At 43.8% G+C, this 18,717-nt stretch carries 17 protein-coding genes; 7 read left to right on the forward strand and 10 right to left on the reverse strand.

Going from position 1 to position 18,717, the window contains the following annotated elements:
• Positions 1-105 precede the first annotated feature (105 nt).
• Complete coding sequence (gyrA, locus tag EP13_RS10290) at positions 106-2,820, reverse strand: DNA topoisomerase (ATP-hydrolyzing) subunit A (RefSeq protein WP_044057216.1); 2,715 nt, start codon at positions 2,818-2,820, stop codon at positions 106-108.
• A 426-nt stretch (positions 2,821-3,246) separates the two neighbouring features.
• Here gyrA and ubiG point away from each other — a divergent pair, with 426 nt between their 5' ends.
• From ubiG to yfaE, 4 genes are all read left to right on the forward strand, one after another.
• A complete protein-coding gene (gene ubiG, locus EP13_RS10295; RefSeq protein ID WP_044057217.1) occupies positions 3,247-3,954 on the forward strand; it encodes a bifunctional 2-polyprenyl-6-hydroxyphenol methylase/3-demethylubiquinol 3-O-methyltransferase UbiG in 708 nt (235 codons plus the stop codon).
• A gap of 618 nt (positions 3,955-4,572) precedes the next feature.
• Complete coding sequence (nrdA, locus tag EP13_RS10300) at positions 4,573-6,894, forward strand: class 1a ribonucleoside-diphosphate reductase subunit alpha (protein ID WP_044057218.1); 2,322 nt, start codon at positions 4,573-4,575, stop codon at positions 6,892-6,894.
• Between the two features lie 77 nt (positions 6,895-6,971).
• Complete coding sequence (gene nrdB, locus EP13_RS10305) at positions 6,972-8,102, forward strand: class Ia ribonucleoside-diphosphate reductase subunit beta (protein ID WP_044057219.1); 1,131 nt, start codon at positions 6,972-6,974, stop codon at positions 8,100-8,102.
• Between the two features lie 12 nt (positions 8,103-8,114).
• Positions 8,115-8,387, forward strand: a complete 273-nt coding sequence (gene yfaE / locus EP13_RS10310; protein ID WP_044057220.1) for a class I ribonucleotide reductase maintenance protein YfaE — start codon at positions 8,115-8,117, stop codon at positions 8,385-8,387.
• On the opposite strand, the gene EP13_RS10315 is transcribed toward yfaE, so the two are convergent.
• The 4 genes from EP13_RS10315 to EP13_RS10330 are packed head-to-tail and all read right to left on the reverse strand — an operon-like array spanning position 8,384 to position 11,202.
• Complete coding sequence (locus EP13_RS10315) at positions 8,384-9,478, reverse strand: nucleotidyltransferase family protein (RefSeq protein WP_052364358.1); 1,095 nt, start codon at positions 9,476-9,478, stop codon at positions 8,384-8,386. The genes yfaE and EP13_RS10315 overlap by 4 nt on opposite strands.
• Entirely contained in the window at positions 9,475-10,353 is an 879-nt protein-coding gene (locus EP13_RS10320; RefSeq protein WP_052364359.1) for an HprK-related kinase A, read from the reverse strand. Before EP13_RS10320 ends, EP13_RS10315 begins: the two co-directional genes overlap by 4 nt.
• On the reverse strand, positions 10,343-10,555 hold the full coding sequence (locus EP13_RS10325; RefSeq protein WP_044057221.1) for a hypothetical protein: 213 nt from the start codon (positions 10,553-10,555) through the stop codon (positions 10,343-10,345). Before EP13_RS10325 ends, EP13_RS10320 begins: the two co-directional genes overlap by 11 nt.
• Positions 10,556-10,599: 44 nt before the next feature.
• Entirely contained in the window at positions 10,600-11,202 is a 603-nt protein-coding gene (locus EP13_RS10330) for a hypothetical protein (RefSeq protein ID WP_044057222.1), read from the reverse strand.
• A gap of 282 nt (positions 11,203-11,484) precedes the next feature.
• Here EP13_RS10330 and EP13_RS10335 point away from each other — a divergent pair, with 282 nt between their 5' ends.
• Positions 11,485-12,588: an NADH:flavin oxidoreductase gene (locus EP13_RS10335; RefSeq protein ID WP_044057223.1), complete on the forward strand. Its 1,104-nt coding sequence runs from the start codon at positions 11,485-11,487 to the stop codon at positions 12,586-12,588.
• Between the two features lie 43 nt (positions 12,589-12,631).
• Here the strand turns inward: EP13_RS10335 and EP13_RS10340 are convergent, their stop codons facing one another.
• From EP13_RS10340 to dapA, 4 genes are all read right to left on the reverse strand, one after another.
• A complete protein-coding gene (locus tag EP13_RS10340) occupies positions 12,632-13,495 on the reverse strand; it encodes a DMT family transporter (RefSeq protein WP_044057224.1) in 864 nt (287 codons plus the stop codon).
• A 117-nt stretch (positions 13,496-13,612) separates the two neighbouring features.
• Positions 13,613-14,326: a phosphoribosylaminoimidazolesuccinocarboxamide synthase gene (gene purC, locus EP13_RS10345; RefSeq protein WP_044057225.1), complete on the reverse strand. Its 714-nt coding sequence runs from the start codon at positions 14,324-14,326 to the stop codon at positions 13,613-13,615.
• 12 nt (positions 14,327-14,338) lie between these two features.
• A complete protein-coding gene (gene bamC / locus EP13_RS10350; RefSeq protein ID WP_044057226.1) occupies positions 14,339-15,442 on the reverse strand; it encodes an outer membrane protein assembly factor BamC in 1,104 nt (367 codons plus the stop codon).
• A 12-nt stretch (positions 15,443-15,454) separates the two neighbouring features.
• A complete protein-coding gene (dapA, locus tag EP13_RS10355; RefSeq protein WP_044057227.1) occupies positions 15,455-16,339 on the reverse strand; it encodes a 4-hydroxy-tetrahydrodipicolinate synthase in 885 nt (294 codons plus the stop codon).
• 180 nt (positions 16,340-16,519) lie between these two features.
• Here dapA and EP13_RS10360 point away from each other — a divergent pair, with 180 nt between their 5' ends.
• Together EP13_RS10360 and bcp are read left to right on the forward strand one after the other, a co-directional pair.
• The gene (locus tag EP13_RS10360) at positions 16,520-17,083 is read left to right on the forward strand and encodes a glycine cleavage system protein R (RefSeq protein WP_044057228.1); all 564 of its coding nucleotides are present in this window, start codon (positions 16,520-16,522) and stop codon (positions 17,081-17,083) included.
• Complete coding sequence (gene bcp / locus EP13_RS10365) at positions 17,061-17,525, forward strand: thioredoxin-dependent thiol peroxidase (protein WP_044057229.1); 465 nt, start codon at positions 17,061-17,063, stop codon at positions 17,523-17,525. The genes EP13_RS10360 and bcp overlap by 23 nt, the downstream gene beginning before the upstream one ends.
• A 99-nt stretch (positions 17,526-17,624) precedes the next feature.
• Here the strand turns inward: bcp and EP13_RS10370 are convergent, their stop codons facing one another.
• Positions 17,625-18,698: an AI-2E family transporter gene (locus tag EP13_RS10370; RefSeq protein WP_044057230.1), complete on the reverse strand. Its 1,074-nt coding sequence runs from the start codon at positions 18,696-18,698 to the stop codon at positions 17,625-17,627.
• Between the last annotated feature and the right edge of the window lie 19 nt (positions 18,699-18,717).

Here is an 18,717-nt window from a genome sequence, read left to right on the forward strand (position 1 = left end):
GTGAAAAAGCATTTACCTTGCCTAAATGGTAAAACAAGCGGCTTAAGCCGCTTGTTTTTAAAGAACACTGATAACGCGCTAAGCCTTTCGGTTAGCGCACCACCCCTACTCTTCTGTCGTTGAGCCATCGCTGTCTTGTGCAGCGTTATCTTGCTCTGGAACAGCAGTTTCTGCTTGTTCTGCTACCTCTTCTGAAATAATTGGGTTACCGTCTTCATCTAGTTCTTGTAACTCAGCCACTTCTTCAATGCGTTGTAATCCAACGACGTGCTCGCCTTCTACAGTGCGTATAAGTCGAACACCTTGTGTGTTACGCCCTACTACAGACACTTCACTTACACGTGTTCTTACTAAGGTACCTTGGTCGCTGATCAACATAATTTCGTTGCTGTCATCAACCTGTACCGCACCCACTACCTTACCGTTACGCTCAGAGACTTTAATTGATACAACACCTTGTGTTGCTCGGCTCTTCGCTGGGTAATCATCAAGCGGCGTACGCTTTCCAAATCCGTTTTCGGTGGCAGTAAGTACAGGGCCGTCGCCTTTCGGCACAATCAGTGAAACCACTTTTTGGCCGTCTTGCAAACGGATACCACGAACACCTGTTGCGGTACGACCCATTGGACGCAGTGCTAATAGCTCTTCACCGGTTTCAGGGTCACGTTTAACTTCGCCTGTTTCGCTGTCACGAAGTTTTTCGTTAAAGCGAACCACTTTACCTGCATCAGAAAACAGCATGATGTCGTCGTCACCATGGGTGATATCAACACCAATAAGCTCATCACCTTCATTCAAGTTAACGGCAATAATACCGCTTGAACGTGGGCGAGAATATAGACTCAGATCGGTTTTCTTCACGGTACCGTTGGCCGTTGCCATCAATACATATTTGCCTTCTTCAAACTCTTTAATTGGAAGAATAGCAGTAATACGCTCGCCTTCTTCAAGAGGAAGAATATTAACAATAGGACGTCCACGTGCATTTCGGCTGGCGAATGGCAATTGATACACTTTCAGCCAGTACAAACGACCACGGGTTGAGAAGCATAAGATATGATCATGGGTATTAGCCACCAACAGTTTTTCGATGAAATCTTCATCTTTCATCTTAGTTGCCGATTTTCCACGGCCACCACGACGTTGCGCTTCATAGTCGGTAAGCTTTTGATATTTTACATAACCTTCACGAGAAAGCGTCACAACAACGTCTTCTTGTTCAATTAAATCTTCAATATCTATATCATGACTTGCCGCCGTAATTTCTGTACGACGTTCATCACCAAATTCGTCGCGTACTTTTTCTAGCTCTTCTTGAATCACTTCCATCAAACGCGCTGGGCTGTTTAAGATGTGTAGCAATTCAGCAATAAGCTCAAGTAGCTGCTTGTATTCTTCTAAGATTTTTTCGTGTTCTAAGCCGGTTAGCTTATGTAAACGAAGATCGAGAATGGCCTGCGCCTGTTGTTCCGTTAGGAAATACTGACCATCACGAATACCAAATTCTGGCAATAACCATTCTGGACGCGCCGCATCATCGCCAGCACGCTCTAGCATTTGCGCTACGTCACCTAGATCCCAGCCTTGTGCCACTAAAGCTTTTTTCGCTTCTGCAGGGCTTGGAGAGGCTTTAATCAACTCAATGATAGGGTCGATATTCGCCAGGGCAATCGCCAAACCTTCAAGGATATGGGCACGATCACGGGCTTTCCGCAGCTCAAATACAGTACGACGAGTGACGACTTCACGACGGTGCAGTATAAAGGCTTCTAAGGTGTCTTTTAGATTAAAGACTTTAGGCTGGCCATTGTCCAACGCCACCATATTAATACCGAATACTGTTTGTAACTGTGTATTGGCATATAAATGGTTAAGCAGCACTTCTGCTGATTCATTACGTTTGACTTCTACAACAATACGCATTCCGTCTTTATCAGATTCGTCACGGAGTGCAGAAATACCTTCGATACGCTTTTCTTTAACCAGCTCGGCAATTTTTTCAATTAAACGAGCTTTGTTAACCTGGTACGGAATTTCATTAATGATAATGGTTTCTTTACCGTTATCTTCCGTTTCAATTTCCGCTTTAGCACGCATATATATTTTGCCGCGACCAGTACGGTACGCGTCATCAATACCTTTACGTCCGCTTATCATAGCGGCTGTAGGGAAATCAGGACCAGGAATATAAGTCATGAGATCATCAATGGTGATATCTGGGTCTTGAATTAACGCCACACAGCCATTGATAACTTCAGTTAAATTGTGCGGAGGAATATTGGTAGCCATACCCACCGCGATACCAGAAGACCCATTCACTAGCAGGTTGGGCACCTTAGTCGGTAAAACTTCTGGTATAAATTCAGTACCATCATAGTTAGGTACAAAATCTACTGTCTCTTTATCGAGATCAGCCAATAGTTCGTGGGCGATTTTCGCCATACGAACTTCTGTGTAACGCATAGCCGCCGCGGAGTCACCGTCCACAGAACCAAAGTTACCTTGGCCATCTACTAACATGTAGCGTAGCGAGAATGGCTGTGCCATACGTACGATAGTATCGTAAACAGCAGAGTCACCATGAGGGTGATACTTACCAATTACGTCACCTACCACACGGGCAGATTTTTTATATGGCTTATTGAAGTCATTTTTAAGTTCGTTCATGGCGAACAGCACGCGACGGTGCACTGGCTTCAGGCCATCTCTCACGTCAGGCAAGGCTCGCCCGACAATAACGCTCATCGCGTAATCAAGATAAGAGTTTTTTAGCTCTTCCTCGATATTTACGGGGAGGATTTCTTTAGCGTTATCAGACATAAACTGCTTAATCCCTTTATTTCGGTTTGTTCTGCGTAATCCATTCCAGTGCGTATGCTATATCAATCGTGACACAGCGCGCTTAACTGAGGGCTCGCATTGTTATTATGGGGGTCATAATCCTGTTCGAGTGTAACACTTGATGACAAAATTATGTAGCGCTTAATTACGTAACCCACCTTAGGTTATAACAACCGTTTACTTTTCGTTCAACAGTTTACCCTAGATGGATATTCCCCACTAAAAACGATGCACATAAGTGCGGTTTTGCGCTATTTTATCACGTTATCTCGTAGCCAATAGTACACTTACGCAATGGCGGACAATAAAATACAGTCAGCATAACCTGTCGTCGAAGATGTCTCATTGCTTTATTAGGTGGTGCAATTAGCTACTTTTAATTAGTCACAAATAGGAAGGTAAAAAATGACGAATGTTGATGAGCAAGAAATTGGTAAATTTTCTGAGCTCGCATCAAGATGGTGGGATCCCGAAGGTGAATTTAAACCCCTTCATCTAATTAATCCCCTTCGTTTAGATTTTATCAATCAACACAGTCAAGGGCTGTTCGACAAAAAGGTGTTGGACATTGGCTGTGGTGGCGGAATTTTAGCGGAATCAATGGCAAAAGCGGGCGCGCAAGTTACTGGCTTAGACATGGCTCAGGCATCACTCGATGTGGCGAAACTCCATGGTTTAGAATCAGGCGTTAAGGTTAGCTATCATTGTGAAACCGCTGAAAACTTTGCCGACGCCCATCCAGCTGAATACGACGTGGTCACCTGTATGGAAATGTTAGAGCATGTTCCCGACCCTGCCTCGGTGGTAAAAGCATGTGCGACCTTAGTTAAGCCCGGTGGTCACGTATTTTTTTCCACACTCAATAGAAATATTAAATCTTATTTAATGGGGATCCTTGGTGCAGAATATCTGTTAAAACTCGTACCTAAGGGAACACATGATCATGGTCGCTTCATTAAACCATCGGAACTCATTGCAATGACAGATGAAGCAAACCTTTTTCCCCGTGATATGACAGGTTTACACATGGACCCGCTTTCCCAAGGCTTTTACTTGTCAAACAAAAACGTGGATGTGAACTACCTACTCTATACTGTACGTGAGGAAGATTAAGGCACTAGATATAGGGCTTCGGTGATAATTTAGCCACCATATATCGTGTTTTTATAAAAAAACGGTTTTTGGAATAATTTATTTTAACCTTTAATCATTTTTTTCAATAGTGCTTGCATTCCATCGATTTGACGATTGTAGAATGCTAAAAAGTTAGTTGTTACTAACCTAATTTCCGTGCCAGTTTAAGTGGTGGAATAAGCAACAGGTATTGGGTTGCAATCGAAGGCAAACCTCACTATCTTGTGATGAGTTCAAAGGGGGAGATCCAAGGATCATCTAAACGATCATTCTTCTCGATCAAAGTAGGATCTTGGCTTTTGACACTCGGCTTGGTTATGTCCAAGACCATGGTGACTAACCTTCATAATGGTCTGCGGTGTAATTAGCCTCACAATACAGACAGAAATTGCAAAAAGTACAAAAAATATAACAACTCGTGCAAGTAAGATTAATACGCAACGTGGTTTTGCCCTGATGGCATTCAATCAACCTCGTTGTGTTTTGTTGTGTAGTTATCGCGGTAATGCATTTATCGCCGCACAATAATAAACGAACACAAAATATAACAGGGCTACATGCCCACGATTCAAGCGCTAACAGACAACGGCCAGTAACATGAATAATAACTTATCTGTCACCAAGCGAAACGGTGAAAAAGAGTCCATCGACCTAGAAAAAATTCACAAGGTTGTGACGTGGGCAGCTAAAGGATTACACAACGTTTCAGTTTCTCAAGTAGAAATAAAAGCGCAAATCCAATTTTACGACGGTATTAATACCAGTGAAATCCACGAAACTTTGATTAAGTCAGCCGCGGATCTTATTTCGACAGACGCGCCTGATTATCAATATTTAGCCGCTCGCCTCGCTATCTTTCATTTACGTAAAAAAGCCTACGGCCAATTTGAGCCGCCAGCGTTATTCGACCATGTCAGTAAAATGGTAGAAATGGGCAAGTACGACAGTCATATTCTTGAAGATTACAGCGCTGAAGAATTCGCAGAAATGGAAAACTATATTGACCATTGGCGCGATATGAATTTCAGCTACGCGGCGGTTAAGCAGCTAGAAGGTAAGTATTTAGTACAAAACCGTGTTACAGGTGAAATCTACGAAAGCGCACAGTTTCTTTATATTCTAGTGGCGGCCTGCTTATTCGCTAATTACGATAAAGCGACGCGCATGGACTACATTCGTCGTTTTTACGACGCAGCGTCTACATTTAAACTGTCACTTCCTACGCCTATCATGGCCGGAGTTCGTACCCCTACTCGTCAATTTAGTTCATGTGTATTGATTGAAACAGGCGATAGCTTAGATTCTATTAATGCGACAGCGAGTGCCATTGTGAAGTACGTTAGCCAGCGTGCCGGTATAGGGGTAAATGCGGGCCGTATTCGCGCTCTAGGCAGCCCTATTCGTGGTGGCGAAGCCTTCCATACGGGTTGTATCCCCTTCTACAAGTACTTCCAAACAGCAGTGAAAAGCTGTTCACAAGGCGGTGTTCGTGGTGGCGCGGCTACTTTGTTCTATCCCATCTGGCATATGGAAATTGAATCGTTACTGGTACTTAAAAATAACCGTGGTGTTGAAGAAAACCGCGTTCGCCACCTTGATTATGGCGTTCAATTTAACAAATTAATGTACCAACGCATGATGAAGGACGATTACATCTCTTTGTTCAGTCCGTCAGATGTACCTGGGCTTTACGATGCTTTCTTTGCGGATCAGAATAAGTTTGAAGCACTGTATGTGCAATACGAAAACGACGATAGCATTCGCAAAAAACGCATTAAAGCCATGGAACTGTTTAGCTTGTTTATGCAAGAGCGTGCAAGTACAGGCCGCATTTACCTACAAAACGTTGACCACTGTAATACTCACAGTCCGTTCAATCCAGAAGTCGCCCCTGTTCGTCAAAGTAACTTATGCCTTGAAATTGCGCTACCGACTAAGCCACTTCAACATGTGAATGATGAAAATGGTGAAATTGCGCTGTGTACCCTGTCAGCCTTCAATCTAGGTGCTATTGAATCATTAGACGAGTTTGAAGAGCTTGCTGATTTAGCTGTACGTGCCCTAGACAATCTGCTTGATTATCAAGATTATCCGGTACCTGCCGCGTATAACGCAACCATGGGTAGACGTACATTAGGTGTGGGCGTAATCAACTTTGCTTACTACCTCGCTAAAAATGGGGTTAAATACTCAGATCATAGCGCGAATGGCTTGGTTCACCGTACCTTCGAAGCCATGCAATACTACCTCTTGAAAGCGTCAAATAACTTGGCGAAAGAAAAAGGGGCGTGTCCTAAGTTTAATGAAACCACTTACTCTCAAGGTATTATGCCTATCGATAGCTATAAGAAAGAGCTAGATAGCGTATGCAACGAACCTTTGCATTACGATTGGGATGCATTGAGAGAGGAAGTAAAAACACACGGCCTACGTAACTCTACTTTATCAGCGCTTATGCCGTCTGAAACCTCTTCGCAAATCTCTAATGCTACCAATGGTATTGAGCCGCCACGAGGATTCATAAGTATTAAGTCTAGTAAAGACGGTATTTTGAAGCAGGTTGTACCTGAATACGAAACGTTAAAAGACAAGTACGAATTACTGTGGGATATTCCATCAAATGATGGTTATTTGCAGCTTGTTGGAATTATGCAGAAGTTTATTGACCAAACCATTTCTGCCAACACCAACTATGATCCAAGCCGTTACGATGGTAATAAGGTCCCGATGAAGCTATTGCTGAAAGACCTACTAACCACTTACAAGCTTGGTGTAAAAACACTTTATTATCATAACACTCGCGATGGTGCCACAGATGCAACTGCCGTTGATGCAAAAGCCAACGTGCCTTTGCCTCGTCAGGAAGAAGTGGTAGTAGAAGAAGACGATGATTGTGCTGGCGGTGCGTGCAAAATTTAGTGCGCACCCTTTGCCTTATCGCAGCAAGAACACCAATAAATAAACGCGTTTATCATTAAGTTTTTAGTTAGGCCACCATGAAATATACTACGTTTAATCAGCAAAGTACTAACCCCTTGGTTGAGCCAATGTTTTTCGGTAACCCCGTTAACGTTGCCCGCTACGACCAACAAAAGCATGCTATCTTCGAAAAGCTTATTGAAAAGCAAATTAGCTTTTTCTGGCGCCCAGAAGAAGTTGACGTTTCAAGAGACCGTGTAGACTTTCAAAAGCTAACCGACCCAGAAAAGCATATTTTTATTTCAAACTTGAAATATCAAACACTGCTAGATTCTGTGCAAGGACGAAGCCCTAACATTGCGTTTCTTCCCATCATTTCCTTACCGGAATTAGAAACTTGGGTAGAAACCTGGTCGTTTTACGAAACGATTCACTCACGCTCTTACACGCATATTCTTCGTAATCTGTTTTCAGATCCTAGTGAAATTTTTGAAGACATTGTAGTAAACGAAGAAATTAAGCGCCGTGCAGCGGATATTTCTAAGTACTACGACGATTTGATATTTGCTACCCAACTTTGGCAAACCCAAGGGGAAGGTGTGCATACCGTTGGTGGCACAGCCTATACGGTAAATATGTACGAGCTTAAGAAAAAGCTGTTCTTGTGCATGAACTCGGTAAATGCGCTAGAAGCCATTCGCTTTTATGTTTCTTTTGCCTGTACCTTTGCGTTTGCAGAACGTAAGTTGATGGAAGGTAATTCAAAAATCATTCGTTTGATTGCGCGAGATGAAAACCTTCATTTGTCTTCTACCCAGCACATTTTAAATTTATGGGCGAAGGGTAAAGACGACCCCGAGATGGCGCAAATTGCAGAAGAGTGTAAAGACGAAGCTCGCGACATCTTTATGAACGCCGTAGCGCAAGAAAAAGAATGGGCAGATTACCTGTTCAAGAGTGGTTCCATGATTGGTTTGAACAAAGAAATTCTTTGCCAATACGTAGAGTATATTGCAAACCAACGGATGACAGCCATTGGTCTTGACGCACCATTTGATGTCAGCAGTAACCCGCTACCTTGGATGAACAACTATCTTAATTCCGATAATGTTCAAGTTGCCCCTCAAGAATCTGAAATTAGTTCTTACCTTGTAGGACAAATCGATTCAACGGTTGGCGAAGGTGATTTTGCCGATTTTGAGCTGTAATTTATTGCAGTAATGAATAAAAACGATAAGGCTTTTCGCATCGATGTGGTAGATGTGGGAAGCCTATCTGCAACGCCTGAAACCACCCTACTCACCGCACTCGAAAACGCCAACGTGCATATTCACTATCATTGTCGTGAAGGATTTTGTGGTGCATGCAGGACAAAATTACTTGAAGGTGAAGTAGAGTATAAAACCGACCCACTTGCGTTTATTGATGACGATGAGATACTACCTTGTTGCTGTGTCGCGTTGTGCCCACTCAAGATTAAAGTACAGCTTTAACTGCCCGATTGACTGTTTTTAAAAACATGGTCACCGAATAACTTTTCAATCAATTTCCTGCTGCCTTTAACAAGGAAATGATACAGCAGAATGGGTATTGGCATTTTACACCAATGGCCCCGTGCCCAAGCCAACGTAATAGCAATGCCTTGATATTTACATTGCATGTATGGGTGCGATGGCAACACTGTTTTACTGTATATATTTTTCAGCAACCACCATTTAGCCTTAGGTAAAGTGTTAGGCTGCAAAGCCTTCGGCACACCTACATCAAAAAACTGACTCACAAAGTAAAGGGCAAGAATAACATCGGTTTTAAAACCCACACAGTCGGTTAACCTCACCAATTCAGTCCAAAATTCCTGGCTGTCAAAACGCTGAATGAGCAACCAAATATCGATGAGATCTCGGTAACCTTTATCTTGATCTTCGTTAAAAAACAGATGAACACTTGAATGCAATACAAGTGCGGCCGGTGACAATGTTTCAAACCCACCTTGGCTTTGCATGGTGTGCTCGGTGAGTATGGCGCTTGGAGGGGCCTTTCCGGATACCGGCGGCACAATATTGTGATGAATATCAAGCACAGTCCCTCGGTTACTATGGATTAAAGGCGGAATTTCGTGCATCCATTTGCGGTAATACGCTTCGTCGTAGTTATTCACGGGTTTAGCAATCCAACCTTTAAACCCTAAACGCTTTTCGATAGACAATAGTGCGTCTTTATCCACTAAGATATCAATATCAGAATACACTCTCCCTTTCGCCAGCTGGCTGCCAAGCAAGGTATAAGCCGCCCCTTTTAAAAACAAAATATGCTGACTAAACTGACTGCACAACGGCACTAACATTCGTGCTTCTATTTCAACCTGTTTAGCTTGTCTGGTTGCTAGGGTTTTCGCATTACCCAGGTGCGCTTGAACAAACGCTGGAAATCCCTCACTTTCATCCTCATACCAATAAGCAAATCTCGCCAATAGCATTTCACTTCTCAGCAATAACACTAAGGCTTCCCACTCTCGATTGCTTAACGAAGACAGCTGAGCCTGCTTTAACCAAATACCATGTAAGAAATCTGCACTAAAGATCACGTTGCTATTGCCAAGGTTTCTTCAATAAAACTCACTATTTCGTCAGCCTCATTAAAGGTAATGTGATACGCACTGACCTTGTCGGCTATACCCGCTAAGGTACTAAACCCTTGGGCACCTAAAATACCAATATTAAAGCAATGCTCGTAAATCTGATTAAAAGCTTGCCTGTGTGTAAGAGGTTGAATTTCGCAATAGGTATCTGCCCGGTAGCTGGGGAGTACGACTGCACTTAGCGAAGCGGTACTCGCTTTTTCACGCCACGATATCTCGGTGGGCGCCAGGTGTGCCACATCCCCTTTGTGCGTATTGGGTGCAATGTCTGATTTTGCCTGTTCAGGTAGCCATTCGCTGACAATGTCTACTGATGCGTTTTTTAAACATACCGGTCTTACAAATGGGGTAACCGTTAAAGTATTGGGCGTAATAAGCGCAAGTTCATCAGATAAAAGACGCCACCCATGCTTCATAAATGCACAACTGGTGGTACTTTTACCTGAGCCAGGGTGAGCGGGTAGCAGTATGGCTTTATTGTCTTTTGCCAACACACCAGCATGCACAATGACATGGCTAACCTCATGCGCTGCAATGACCCAGTTTAACCCCCACTCCAACATTGCATAGCTTTTGTCTGCGTCCATAGGGAGGAAAGGCTCAAGGTCATCGCATTTAAAACGCGCGTGCTGTTTCCACGGCCGCCCTACTTTACGCTGTAGAAGTAGAGACACAGAATAATGGGCAAAATCGTTTTCTGTGGGCGCGGTATTTAAGTTGGCACTACCATACACCCGCAGAAGATTATTGATAACAAGGGTAGAGTTCGTTGTCACGCGAAACGAAAAGGGGACGGTGTTTAATATGACTTCATGCATCATCACTGACAATCCAGCCACGCTTTTCTAATTTTTCAATACTGTATGCATGGTATTCGGTAATGTGGAGCTTACCGCTCTCTATCGAAAAGCAAAGGGCAAGTGATAGAATGTCACCACTGTATTCGTCATAAAACACGCTGCCGCTATTATCTGCAAAACAAAAAGGAATGATGCCATCACGCAATATCACGGTTTGGTTCATTAACCCATGCCACTCCCTGTTGCGTTAGCGCTAAACGACAAACCTTACTGGCACACGTTACCGACGTGATTATCGTCAATAAAGTTGGACATTTCATCAGCCACCGAATAGGTATTCCATTTCGCGTCAGAATACAGGTCTCGGGCATAGGCTTCTGGAGTAGAATATGCACCGCCAGATGACGGGTCGGCTACTGGGAACCACACATCATTGCTGCCAGACATATAGGCGTTCGCGTACATAGCAACCAAGAAATAATTGACATTAGATGGGCCGCCCAATTTACTCTTGTTGTTAGAGACTTTTAATGTACCGCCACCACCTGGCGCATCCAATACATCTTGTAACGTAACGCTGCGCAATTCAGAAGTGCTTGTTTTTGTGTCCGCAGTACCAATTAAATCGCCGCCAAAAATGTAATAGAAACTTTCGTGACTTGGCCAGCCACTATGGTTTTTGTAGTAACCTGGAGAAAGTACAGCAAGACACTGCGTAGTAAGATTTGAAGAGCCCTGCCCCGAAGCCACGATAGAAGTCGTCACAGTATTGGCCCACACTGATTTTGCCGGAATTGATGCCACAGCGGTGCCGGCAGCAAGCCCCTTTAAAATCCGACGACGAGACTTATCTTTAGCATTGACTTCCATATGACCTCCCACAACACCTCGTTAACTGCATAAGCCCTTCACACAGGCAATATAACCAAGCTGTACTCATAGTAAAATAGAGCTATTGGCTAATGATAACACTAAACCAGAAGCAATTTACAACTATAGTATAATGCGAATTTCACCCTAAGAAAGGTGCAATGCGTGTTTCTCTATTTATTTCCTTATAAATAACCATCATAAATAGAAAATTGACTGTGTCGACTTAGCCCTTATTATGAATCCTATCAGTTATTTACAGTTTCACATTAAGGATTCACCATGACTGCGAACGTAAACGCACTATTTACATCATTTAATAGCAAGAACCTTTCGCTGAGTAACCGGGTGGTAATGGCACCGATGACGCGACAATTTTCGCCCAATGGTATCCCTACTTCAGACGTGGCAGGCTATTACAAACGGCGTGCTCAAGGTGGCACGGGCCTTATTATTACAGAAGGAACAACGGTAAACGATAAAGTCGCCACAATGGATGCAAACATTCCTCAATTTCATGGTGAAGAAGCACTGACAGGTTGGAAACAGGTTGTGAGTGAGGTGCATCAAGCTAACGGTAAAATCATGCCTCAATTATGGCATGTTGGTATGGCGCGTGTTGCTGAAAAAGCCCCCTCCCCTGAGCTTCCTAGTGCAGGCCCTTCTGGTCTATTTAAACCAGGTAAACAAGGCGCTGAACCTATGACAGTGCAGCATATAGAGGCTGTCATTCAAGCCTTTGCTGATGCCGCCTCGGATGCCAAGGCTATCGGTATGGACGGCGTGGAAATTCACGGTGCCCATGGCTATCTTGTTGACCAGTTCTTCTGGGATGGCACTAATCAGCGCACAGATAGCTGGGGTGGCAATATGGCCAACCGAAGCCGCTTTGCTATTGAAATTGTAAAAGCAATAAGAGCGGCAACGGGCCCTGATTTTCCTATTGTTTTACGTTACTCACAGTGGAAGCAACAAGATTATACGGCACGGTTGGCTCATACGCCGCAAGAACTCGACGCCTTTTTGACCCCACTGAGCGATGCGGGCGTGGATATTTTTCATTGTTCTCAACGTCGCTATTGGGAAAATGAATTCGAGGGAAGTGAATTAAACCTGGCGGGATGGACGAAGAAGATCACTGGCAAACCTACGATTACCGTGGGCTCAGTTGGGCTTAGCGGGGACTTCTTTGGCGCATTTAAAGGTCAAGGGTCACAAACCCGTGCCGTAGACGACCTTATTGCAAGACTAGAACATAATGAGTTTGACTTAGTGGCTGTGGGTCGCGCTTTACTGCAAGACCCTAACTGGGCAAACAAAATTAAGGAAAATAAGACGAGTGAGCTCAGTGAATACTCAGGTGAAGCACTAGCAAGTTTATCTTAACGCGAATGGGGTATTTAGGCATGCCTATCTACCCCCGTTTTACTTAGCGTTTGGCGATAACCAACCCTATACCACCCAACGTCATTAGTGACGCCACGATAATTTGCATATTAATAGCCTCAGCCAGAAAGACCCACCCCATAAGGGTAGCAATAACAGGGACGCTTAATTGCACAGTGGCTGCTGTGGTGGAACGAATTAAAGGTAACGCTTTGTACCATATAGCATAACCGCAGCCAGAAGCGATAATTCCAGATGCCAACGCATATATTACCCCGCCTATATCAAACTGTAGATTTCCTTCAAACGCAAGCATAGCCAGTAAAGGTAAAGAGATTATAGTGGCTACGGCAAAGTTACCCGCAGTAAGGCGTAACGGGTTGACGGCTTTTTTGCCCAATAAAGAATACACACCCCATGCCATGCCTGCCATTACCATGAACACCGCGGAAACCAAGGGTGGCGTGCTTGCAGAAGGCAGGAGTAAGACGATTAACCCCGCTAAGGCAAGGCCGAAACCAATCCACTGTAATAAAGAAAATCGCTCGCCAGTAAAATAGCTAACACATAACATAGTGAGCTGTACCGCCCCAAATAATAACAGTGCGCCTGTGCCTGTAGACATATTCACGTATGCATATGAAAAACCAGCCGCATAAATAAATAAGGCTATAGCCCCTACCAACTTCGCGTTTGAAAATATCACGCTAAAAATGGCACGCTTCCTAGCGCTTTTGGGTTGATTAAAAAGTACCAACAGGCAAAGGCAGAGTGCTCCGCTAAACAAGCGAATGACAGTAAACAGGCCTGGATCGATATGCGTATTCGCTAATGCCATACGGCAAAAAAGAGAATTGGCGGCAAACGCCAGCATAGACACGCCCACTAACGCCCAAGTTTTACTCATCAATAACCCTCATCCTGTATGACTCCCTCGCGCCCCTGTTTGACTGGGCAACTTTTGATTGTGCAAAAGAAAAGGACCTGAGAAGGTCCTTTTTTATTTCAATAAGTCGCGACTTAATTAAAGTGACAAGCCTATACGCTGAGCAACTTCAATGTAAGTTTCTACCACAGATCCTAAACCTTGTCTGAAACGATCTTTATCCATTTTCTTGCGCGTTTCTTTGTCCCACAAACGACAACCGTCTGGCGTAAATTCATCGCCAAGTACAATATTACCGTCTTTGTCGACGCCAAACTCTAGTTTATAGTCAACAAGTAGCATTCCGCCTTCTGCGAATAATGCTTTTAGCACATTGTTTACTTCAAACGTAATGGCTTTCATTCTAGCGATTTGCGCTTCAGTAGCCCAACCGAAAGAAGCAATGTGGTAATCATTGATCATGGGGTCATGCAAAGCATCGTTTTTCAAGAAAAACTCAAAAACAGGTGGCGATAACTCTTGGCCTTCTTCAACACCTAAGCGGCGAACAAGAGAGCCCGCTGCCAGGTTCCTTACCACGCACTCAACTGGAATCATATCGAGCTTCTTAACCAGAGACTCGGTATCTGAAATCAGTGATTCCACCTGAGTGGCAATGCCCGCCTCTTCAAGTTTTGTCATAATGAAATGATTAAACTTGTTGTTGACTTCACCCTTGCGATCAAGCTGTTCTATTTTTTCGCCATCGAACGCCGAAGTGTCGTTGCGAAAGTGCAAAATAAGTTTGTCGCTATCATCGGTAAAATACACCGTTTTTGCCTTACCACGGTAAAGCTCGTCACGTTTTTCCATTCTCAGTCTCAATTAAATATCAAGGTTATCTTCTGACATGACCTCAGCAAAAGTGCTGTATAGGTCGGACACCTGATTAGCTTCAAAAGGCTGACTTTCATTGTCCATAAAGGTAATGCTAGTGCGGTTTTCGCCAGCAGCCTTTACTTTCAAGCGATAGTCACCCTTTTCTAACAATTCTTGATTACTAGAAAATAAACCATCCCACCAGCTTCCATCACCACCATTGTAGGTGACGAATAATAGCCCTGTTGATTTATCTAAATCTTTTACGTCGAAGCCTAGTTTACGCAATACAAGCAAGGTACGTGGCCAAACCACATCATATTGTGACGACACCACATAGGCTGCATCACCGTCATCGTTAAAGCCCATTTCAGTTTCAAGGCCCTGACGGATACGCGCTATTCTGCGGGTTTCTTCAAGTTGTACTTGATATTCGTAGTGACCCACTACTTGGTTTAATACATCAACCTCTTCGCGACGCTCTTGAAGGCTAGTAATTTCGTCCTTCACGTCGTCACCCACGGTTTCCATGTAGTCTTTTAAGTCTACACTTAAGGCCGCACTTCTACCGTGAGGTTTAACGTCGAGGTTAAATTCAAAACGTCGACCAATTTGGCTTTCCGTACTGGTCCAGCTATACCAAGGGCTATCAAGCTCCTTGGTAATAATCATCCAATCGGTGATAAGTACTTTATTGTCCGGATCGAAGCTATCAACACCAATACCTTGCTGATCCAAAAAGCTAAGTAATGAGTTCCAAATGGCTTGATCTAGCGGTTGACTGTCATCTACTTGGTCGAACCAAATAGTGGCGGTATGTTGACCTTCCTCAACATGTGACCCTGTCACGAGAGGCAAAACAAGCGCTGGCGACTGAACAATTAAGTTTTTACCCACGAGTGAGGTGTCTGCATCTTTACTGACTTCAGGCAGCGCGAACTCTCGGGAAAAAGCAGGCGTATCGAGATCAGAAGGTACGGAAAGTTTTTTCGTTTCTTCTGTTTTTAAATACTCATAACTGCCAGAAGCGGTTTTTCTATCTATTTGGCTTGAACAACCTGCAAGTGCTACCACGGCCAGTGAACTTGCTAGAGCCAGCGTTCTTTTCATCTGTGTTCCTTATTAACCAGAAATCAATTCGTATTTTTGTAATAGTTCTTCGATATGTTTTTGGCTTGCAAGTTCCGGTAAAACCATCGGTAATCGCATTTCAGCACTTTCCATCATGCCCATTTTGTACAATGCCCACTTCGGCATAACCGGGTTAGGCTCGATAAATAGGGCGCTGTGGAGTAGTTCAATGGTTTTATCAATCGCTTTACATTGAGCAAAATCTTTTGCCAATGCGGCTTCGCACATTTGCGAAATTGCCTTTGGCACCACATTCGCTGTAACCGATATGACACCGTGACCACCTTCACACATGAAATCACTACTGGTACCGTCATCGCCACTTAATAAAACGAAATCTTTCGGTACGAGTGCCTGCGTTGCTTTTAATCGAGAAATATCGCCCGTTGCGTCTTTCAAGCCGACAATATTTTTATGCCCGGCTAATTCACTTACGGTTTCTGGCAACATGTCTGCAACAGTTCTACCAGGCACGTTATAAAGCAAAATAGGTAATTCGCTGGCATCGGCAATCGCATTGAAATGCGCCACCATACCGGCCTGTTGCGGCTTGTTGTAATAAGGTACAACGCTTAAGAATCCGTCGATACCCGCTTTACCGAGCTGCTCAGTAAGAAAAATTGCTTCAGCTGTAGAGTTTGCCCCACTGCCAGCAATAACAGGTATAGCACCTGACGCCATGGCAACGGTCTCTTTTACTACGTTAACGTGTTCGTCAAAGGGTAGAGTGGCCGATTCACCTGTGGTGCCAACCGATACAATCCCATGCGTACCCTGCTCTACATGAAAGCGTACTAACTTTTCTAATGACTTATAATCGATATCGCCGTTTTGGAACATCGGCGTGACGAGTGCTACGTAACTGCCAGTAAACATAATCTCTCCGCAAAATGTGAGCGCACATGGTAAATATGTCAGTGCCTAAACACAAGCGGCACGACAGGCAAAATGGTAAGAATTTACCAATATATCCCCTTCTCACCCCAAAAAGGCGCTAACTTCGCAAAAAACTCTATGCTAACATCGTCAAAATGGTTCCCTCAGATGTAAACTTGCATGTCTAAACATCAACTTATCGTGACAATATTAGGCACGGATAAAACGGGTATATTAAGCGAGTTAGCCTCGACGGTCTCTGAAGCACAATGCAACATTCTCGACAGTCGACAAGCCATTTACGGTAAAGAATTTTCGCTTACAATGATTTTAGAAGGCTCACAACCGGCTATTACGAAAGCCGAGTGCCTTATTCCCCCCGTGTGTCAGCGCCTTGATCTGCTGTCAATGATGAAGCGTACTAGCCATCACGCCAAGCAAAATTTGGAACATCTTTTTCATGTTGAGTTCAGTGGCGAAGATACCGCTGGGCTTATAAAATCCGTTACGGGATTCTTTGCTGATAGAAACGCGTCAATAAGCGCGTTTAGGCAAAAAACATACAAACAGACCGGTTCACAAAAAGAGTCGATGAAGTGTAAATTTGTCGTGAACATGCCTGCTCACGAAAACTTCGACGCTTTAGAGGCAGAATTAACTGCCCTTTTCGAAACATTAAACGTAACCGGAAAAGTCATCGATAAACACAAGAAGGATACAAATGAAAACCTTACAAGCTGGTGATAAAGCACCTCAGTTCTCATTACAAAATCAAAACGATGAAACGGTATCTCTTAGCGACTTTGCGGGAAAAAAAGTACTGGTATACTTCTACCCGAAAGCCATGACGCCCGGATGTACGGTTCAGGCCCAAGGGCTGCGTGACAGCAAAGAAGAATTGGTCGCTAAAAATGTTGAAATACTCGGCATCAGCCCAGATCCCGTTAAGCGCTTACCGAAATTTGCAGACAAAGAAAGCTTAAACTTCACCCTACTTTCAGATGAAGACCATGCTGTGGCTGATGCATTTGGCGTGTGGGGCTTGAAGAAATTCATGGGTAAAGAATATGATGGTATTCATCGTATCAGCTTCATGATTGACGAAAACGGTACCATTGAACAGGTTTTCAATAAGTTTAAAACCAAAGAACACCACACCGTCATTTTGGATTATTTAAATACCTAAACGCGCACGTGGGAAAATGACTATATGCACAAAAAAGCCGCTACTGAAGCGGCTTTTTTTATTGCTGATTAACTGGCGTTTGTCGTGGCCTCATACCACCTACATTGCGCTATCTTGCATCACAGGAGGATTACTCGACCATGCGGTAACAACAGCTTTCACTAGGGTCGCTAAAGGAATGGCGAAGAATACCCCCCAAAAGCCCCATAAGCCGCCAAATACCAACACCGCGATAATGATGTAAAGCGGATGCAAACTGACAGCCTCAGAGAACAACAATGGCACCAGCAAGTTGCCATCTAAGGCTTGAATAATGCCGTAGACTATCATGAGATACCAAAACTCAGGGGTAAAACCCCATTGGAACATGGCAACCACGGCCACAGGTATCGTCACCACTGCCGCACCTATATAGGGAATCAGTACAGATAGCCCCACCAATACCCCTAACAAAATAGCGTATCTTAAGTCCATTAAGACAAAAGTAATACATGACACCGCGCCCACAATAACGATTTCAATCACCTTGCCACGAATATAGTTGGCGATTTGTGCATTCATTTCATGCCCAACCTGGGTAATAAGTCGTCGCTCTTTAGGCAGAAGTCGAGAGATATTTTCTAGGAAAAACATTTTATCTTTCAGCATAAAAAATATCATCAAGGGCACAAGCACAATGTAAACCAGCAATGCCGCTACATTAGCAATATTGCTAAAGGACACCGAAATAAGCGTTTCTCCTACTTCTACCAGTTTTTCATTCAGCCCTTCCATCATCTGATGTATTTGATACACCTGCACGTAGTCTGGGTATTTTTCAGGCAACGTTAAGATCCAATCTTGTGCCTTTTGCCATATTAACGGCGATTCTTGCACAAGATTCACGCTTTGCTTTGAAATAATAGGCACAAGCCCAATTAAAAGTAATATGGTGAGCGTTATAAAACCCAACAACACAGCGCCACAGGCAAGCCCGCGCCCCACCCCAATTTTGACTAATTTGGTCACGGGCCAATCGAGTAGATAAGCAATAACGGCTGCCACTAAGACAGGCATAATAAGCTCACCCCACAACAGCAATACCGTGGTTGTGAGCAAAATAAGGATAAGCAGCATGGCTGCATCAGGATCGGAAAATTTGCGTCGGTACCATCTACCAAACACATTAATCATAAATAACGCTCGAAATAAT

Origin of the sequence: Alteromonas australica (assembly GCF_000730385.1) — a bacterium.
Lineage (GTDB): Bacteria > Pseudomonadota > Gammaproteobacteria > Enterobacterales > Alteromonadaceae > Alteromonas > Alteromonas australica.

Excerpts from the sequence above, each read along its gene's own strand:
- gyrA (WP_044057216.1), bottom strand. The coding sequence starts at position 2,820 with ATGTCTGATAACGCTAAAGAAATCCTCCCCGTAAATATCGAGGAAGAG.
- ubiG (WP_044057217.1), top strand. The coding sequence starts at position 3,247 with ATGACGAATGTTGATGAGCAAGAAATTGGTAAATTTTCTGAGCTCGCA.
- nrdA (WP_044057218.1), top strand. The coding sequence starts at position 4,573 with ATGAATAATAACTTATCTGTCACCAAGCGAAACGGTGAAAAAGAGTCC.
- nrdB (WP_044057219.1), top strand. The coding sequence starts at position 6,972 with ATGAAATATACTACGTTTAATCAGCAAAGTACTAACCCCTTGGTTGAG.
- yfaE (WP_044057220.1), top strand. The coding sequence starts at position 8,115 with ATGAATAAAAACGATAAGGCTTTTCGCATCGATGTGGTAGATGTGGGA.
- EP13_RS10320 (WP_052364359.1), bottom strand. The coding sequence starts at position 10,353 with ATGATGCATGAAGTCATATTAAACACCGTCCCCTTTTCGTTTCGCGTG.
- EP13_RS10325 (WP_044057221.1), bottom strand. The coding sequence starts at position 10,555 with ATGAACCAAACCGTGATATTGCGTGATGGCATCATTCCTTTTTGTTTT.
- EP13_RS10330 (WP_044057222.1), bottom strand. The coding sequence starts at position 11,202 with ATGGAAGTCAATGCTAAAGATAAGTCTCGTCGTCGGATTTTAAAGGGG.
- EP13_RS10335 (WP_044057223.1), top strand. The coding sequence starts at position 11,485 with ATGACTGCGAACGTAAACGCACTATTTACATCATTTAATAGCAAGAAC.
- EP13_RS10340 (WP_044057224.1), bottom strand. The coding sequence starts at position 13,495 with ATGAGTAAAACTTGGGCGTTAGTGGGCGTGTCTATGCTGGCGTTTGCC.
- purC (WP_044057225.1), bottom strand. The coding sequence starts at position 14,326 with ATGGAAAAACGTGACGAGCTTTACCGTGGTAAGGCAAAAACGGTGTAT.
- bamC (WP_044057226.1), bottom strand. The coding sequence starts at position 15,442 with ATGAAAAGAACGCTGGCTCTAGCAAGTTCACTGGCCGTGGTAGCACTT.
- dapA (WP_044057227.1), bottom strand. The coding sequence starts at position 16,339 with ATGTTTACTGGCAGTTACGTAGCACTCGTCACGCCGATGTTCCAAAAC.
- EP13_RS10360 (WP_044057228.1), top strand. The coding sequence starts at position 16,520 with ATGTCTAAACATCAACTTATCGTGACAATATTAGGCACGGATAAAACG.
- bcp (WP_044057229.1), top strand. The coding sequence starts at position 17,061 with ATGAAAACCTTACAAGCTGGTGATAAAGCACCTCAGTTCTCATTACAA.
- EP13_RS10370 (WP_044057230.1), bottom strand. The coding sequence starts at position 18,698 with ATGATTAATGTGTTTGGTAGATGGTACCGACGCAAATTTTCCGATCCT.